The sequence below is a fragment of the Rhodoblastus sp. genome (genome assembly GCF_052145335.1).
Classification (GTDB): Bacteria; Pseudomonadota; Alphaproteobacteria; order Rhizobiales; family Beijerinckiaceae; genus Rhodoblastus.
On sequence record NZ_JBKQOU010000049.1, the window covers coordinates 1 to 4,495 of the forward strand.

6 protein-coding genes are annotated in these 4,495 nt (G+C 63.0%); 3 read left to right on the plus strand and 3 right to left on the minus strand.

Features of this window, described 5'->3' with window-relative positions:
* The 3 genes from ACLP2E_RS03335 to ACLP2E_RS03345 form a co-directional block, all read right to left on the minus strand.
* Positions 1-377: biotin carboxylase N-terminal domain-containing protein (locus ACLP2E_RS03335; RefSeq protein WP_442465146.1), on the minus strand; the 377-nt coding region annotated here is incomplete at its 3' end.
* Between the two features lie 111 nt (positions 378-488).
* Positions 489-956 (minus strand): hypothetical protein, encoded by a 468-nt coding sequence (locus ACLP2E_RS03340; RefSeq protein WP_442462983.1) that lies wholly within the window; start codon positions 954-956, stop codon positions 489-491.
* Between the two features lie 82 nt (positions 957-1,038).
* Positions 1,039-1,536, minus strand: a complete 498-nt coding sequence (locus ACLP2E_RS03345; RefSeq protein WP_442462984.1) for a flavin reductase family protein — start codon at positions 1,534-1,536, stop codon at positions 1,039-1,041.
* A 231-nt stretch (positions 1,537-1,767) separates the two neighbouring features.
* On the opposite strand from ACLP2E_RS03345, the gene ACLP2E_RS03350 reads away from it, so the two are divergent.
* The 3 genes from ACLP2E_RS03350 to ACLP2E_RS03360 form a co-directional block, all read left to right on the plus strand.
* Positions 1,768-2,682 (plus strand): branched-chain amino acid ABC transporter permease, encoded by a 915-nt coding sequence (locus ACLP2E_RS03350; RefSeq protein ID WP_442462985.1) that lies wholly within the window; start codon positions 1,768-1,770, stop codon positions 2,680-2,682.
* A gap of 3 nt (positions 2,683-2,685) precedes the next feature.
* Positions 2,686-4,002, plus strand: coding sequence for a high-affinity branched-chain amino acid ABC transporter permease LivM (gene livM, locus ACLP2E_RS03355; RefSeq protein ID WP_442465147.1), 1,317 nt, complete (start codon positions 2,686-2,688; stop codon positions 4,000-4,002).
* Positions 3,999-4,495: ATP-binding cassette domain-containing protein (locus ACLP2E_RS03360; protein WP_442465148.1), on the plus strand; the 497-nt coding region annotated here is incomplete at its 3' end. The genes livM and ACLP2E_RS03360, both read left to right, overlap by 4 nt.

A 4,495-nucleotide genomic window follows, 5' to 3' on the forward strand; every position in this document is an offset into this window, starting at 1 on the left:
GCGGCATTGGCGAATTTCTTGGATTCGATCTTGTCGCCCATCGCCTGGATGGCGCCGACATTGGGGCCGATGAAGACGATGTCATTGGCCTTCAGCGCCTCGGCGAAGGCGGCGCGCTCCGAAAGGAAGCCATAGCCGGGATGCACAGCCTCGGCGCCGGTCTTCTTGCAGGCGTCGATGATCTTTTCCATGACCAGATAGGATTCGGAGGCTGCGGGCGCTCCAATATTCACCGCCTCGTCGGCCATTTCGACATGAAGCGCGTCCTTGTCGGCGTCGGAATAGACGGCGACGGTCTTGATGCCCATCCGGCGGGCCGTCTTGATGACGCGGCAGGCGATTTCGCCACGGTTGGCGATGAGTATTTTCTTGAACATTCTGGCCCCGGAGCGGATTTTTCCAGCCTTGAGGAGGACAAGGCCCAGCAGACGATTGGATCGGTCCGCCTTGTATGGGAAGTCACCGTGCGCGTCCAGCCAACAAACGGTTTAGGCCGTCGCCGCCAGAGCCGCCTGCACCGCCGGCGCCCTCGCCCGCGACCGCACCGCGTCGAGAAACCATTGCGGAGCGCGATCCGCATCGGCAAGGACATTGGCGAGCAAGGCGAAACCGGCGAGCGAAAACTTCCTGTCCGCTTCGGTGAGCAGAAATTCTGCCTGTTCATGGGTGAGGACGCCGGTCGGGCGCGCCTGCCAAACAAAATGATCCGTCAGGCATTCAACGAAAAACTCGGTCCATTCGAGGCAGGAAGCGTTTTGCGCGCGATCCAGTTCGAACAGGGCGCCGGCCTCTTCGTGGCTGACGCCCTCGTCCTCGAACAGAGCGCGGCGCAGTTGGCGAACTTCCGAAGGGGTAAGATTTTTCCCGGCCCGCGCCAAGCCCGCGATCACCGCGAGGCGCTCGTCCAGGGCATGCAGGCCGAACAGGGAGGCTTTCGCCGGATTGGCGGTGGTCATGGCTCGCAACTCCATCGTTGCGTGACGCTAACCCCGCCTCCCTTGCGCGAACATGAATCGATAGAGTCAACGATTGGAAAGGTTAAGGCTTTGTTTTTTCCACACTTCGCGTATAGCCGCGACGGTGGTAGAGCAGGCTCGCGCCTTCGTCGCGCCGCGAGACGGCCTCGACCGCGCCAAACAGCACGTGGTGCGTCGACACATCCTTCACATCGACCAGGCGGCAGTCGAAATTGGCAAGGGCGCTTTCCAGCAAGGGTGCGCCGGTCTTGCCCTTGCGCCAGACGCCATGCTTGAATTTCTGCTCGAAATGCTCGTCGGTGCGCCCGGCGAAGATGTCGGCCAAGGGCAGATCGTCGCAGCCGAGCGAGTTGACGCTGAACACGCCATTTTCGATGAACCGCCGCGTCGAGGGCGAATGAATGTTGACGCAGACCAGCAGCGTCGCCGGATGGTCGGAAACCGAGGCCAGAGCCGTCACCGTCATGCCGGCGAGACCGGCGACGCCGTCGGTGGCGATCAAATGCACCGGCGAGGCGATCTCGCTCATCGCATCGCGATAAGCCTTGGCTTCGAGCATAGGATCCCTCTCCGCGAGCAATATTTTGACCGTCATTATTGTTTCACCTTTGCAGGCCCCCGGCGCTGCTTACACTGCCCCGCGGCGCCGGGAAAGCTTTGTCGCTGAAAATGGGGGGTGGCCCGGCAACCTCCGCTTCATCCGTTCCATGTGTTGCGGCGCTGGCCAGCGCTTGCTAGCGTCGAATCCCAGAGGGCGAGCGGGCCCAAAGCGATTCTTGGCCGATTCCCGATGGAAATTTTCCTGCAACAATTGATCAACGGCATTACGCTGGGGTCGATCTATGGGTTGATCGCCATCGGCTATACGATGGTTTTCGGCATTATCGGCATGGTCAATTTCGCCCATGGCGACGTATTCATGCTCTCCGCCTTCATCGCGCTGCTGCTTTTGCTCCTGCTGACGCAATTTTTCGGGATCGCGGAGGGACCAGCCTTCGTCATCGTGCTGTTCGCCGCCATGGCGCTGACCGCCTTGTGGAATTTCGTCATCGAGCGCGTAGCCTATAGACGGCTGCGCGGCTCTTTCCGCCTCGCGCCGCTCATTTCCGCCATCGGCATGTCGACCTTCCTCGCCAATTTCGTCACCGTGGCGCAGGGGCCGAACAACAAGTCGATCCCGCCGTTTCTCGACAAGGTCATCCCGATCACCAGCGGCGGCGCCTATGACGTCACCTTGTCCTACAAGCAGATCCTCATCGTCGCGGTGACGGCGGTCCTGCTCGCCGCCTTCTGGTTCGTGGTGCAGAAGACGCCGCTTGGCCGGGCGCAGCGCGCCTGCGAACAGGACGCCAAAATGGCGGCCCTGCTCGGGGTGGACGTCAACCGCACCATCGCCTTGACCTTCGTCATCGGCGCGGCGCTGGCGGCCGTCGCCGGCAGCCTGTTCCTGCTGCATTACGGCGTGGTCAAATCCTCCGATGGCTTTGTGCCGGGAGTGAAGGCCTTTACCGCCGCCGTGCTCGGCGGCATCGGCTCCCTGCCCGGCGCCGTGCTCGGCGGGCTGGCGATCGGCCTGGTAGAGACCATGTGGGGGCAGTATTTCTCCAGCGACTACAAGGATGTCGCATCCTTTTCAATCCTCGCCATCACCTTGATCTTCATGCCCTCCGGCCTGCTGGGCCGCCCCGATGTCGAGAAGGTGTGAGTTTTGAGCGAACCGGTCTCGCCCATCTCTCACGCGCTCAAGGACGCCGCCATCGCGACGCTGATCGTCGCGGGCCTGAGCTTTCCGATCATCGCTTTTCGCGCCGATCCCGATTTCAGCAATATGCTGGCGCTGACCGCCCGCTGGCCTTTGTTCCTCAGTTTCTGCGCCCTCGCCTTCGGCCTGCGTTTCCTGCTGTCGCTATGGGCGTCGCGCCCGAAAAAGCCGCAGGCTCCGGCGGCGGTGGCGACCGCGAAAAAACGCGGATGGCTGGCGCCCGCCGCACTTGCGGCGCTCGTCGCCTATCCCTTGGCTGTGCTGGCCTTCCTCGGGCCGCAGGCGGCGCTGAAATGGGTCGACACTTTTGGCGTGCAGATCCTGCTCTATGTCCTGCTTGGCTGGGGCCTCAACATCACCGTCGGCCTCGCCGGCCTGCTCGATCTCGGCTATGTCGCGTTCTACTGCGTCGGCGCCTACGCCTATGCCCTGCTGGCCCCGCTCACCGGCCTGTCGTTCTGGCTGCTGCTGCCGGTCTGCGGACTGCTGGCCGCGCTCTGGGGCTTCTGCATCGGCTTCCCGGTGCTGCGGCTGCGCGGCGATTATCTCGCCATCGTGACGCTGGCTTTTGGCGAAATGGTCCGCATCGTGGCGGTGAACTGGGATGTCGTCACCCACGGCGAGGCCGGACTCTATGGCTACCCCGGCCTCACCTTTTTCGGCCTGCCGTTCATCGCGGGACCGCGGGGATTCGCCGCGCATTTCGGCCTGCATTTCGCCGGCGTGCACAAGCTGATCTTTCTTTATTACCTCGTGTTGTTGATGGCGCTGATCGCCAATTTCGTCTCGATACGCCTGCGCCGCCTGCCGCTGGGGCGCGCCTGGGAGGCGCTGCGCGAGGATGAGATCGCCTGCCGCGCGCTTGGCCTCGACACCGCCAACATCAAGCTCACCGCCTTTGCGCTCGGGGCCTTTTTCGCCGGCATTGCCGGTTGCCTGTTTGCGCTGAGGCAGGGCGTGGTGTCGCCGTCGAGCTTCACCTTCACCGAAAGCGCGACCATTCTCGCCATTGTCGTGCTGGGCGGCGCGGGCTCGCAACTGGGCGTCGCCATGGCGGCCGCCTTGATCGTCGGCTCTTCGGAACTATTGCGCGAACTGGCCTTCCTCAAGGCGATTTTCGGTCCCGATTTCGACCCGACGCAATATCGCATGCTGCTGGTTGGCCTCGCCATGGTGGCGATGATGAATTTCCGGCCGCGCGGGCTGGTCTCCACCCGCCAGCCGACCATCTTGCTCGGCAAAGCCGCGGAGGCCAAACCATGACCGCCCCGGCCTGGATCGACGATCCGCTGCTGCGGGTCGATCGCGTCACCATGCGCTTCGGCGGCCTCACCGCCGTCAACGACGTGTCTTTTTCCGTCGGGCGCGGCGACATCACCGCCCTGATCGGCCCCAATGGCGCCGGCAAGACCACCTTGTTCAACTGCCTGACCGGATTCTACAAGCCGACGGTCGGCCGCATCGCCTTTTCCCCGAAAGGCGGGCTGGACGACGAGCGAATCGACCAATTGACGACCACGGCGCGGAAAAGCTCCAACGACGGCGGCGAAGACCTTTATCTGCTCGAGCGCATGGCCGATCACGAGATCGCCAGAAAGGCCCGGATCTCCCGCACTTTCCAGAACATAAGGCTGTTTTCCGGCATGAGCGCGCTGGAAAACCTCATCATCGCGCAGCACGTCGCTTTGACGCCGGCTTCGGGGTACGGGTTTTTCGGCCTGATCGGCCTGCCGTCCTATCGTCGCGCCGAAAAAGT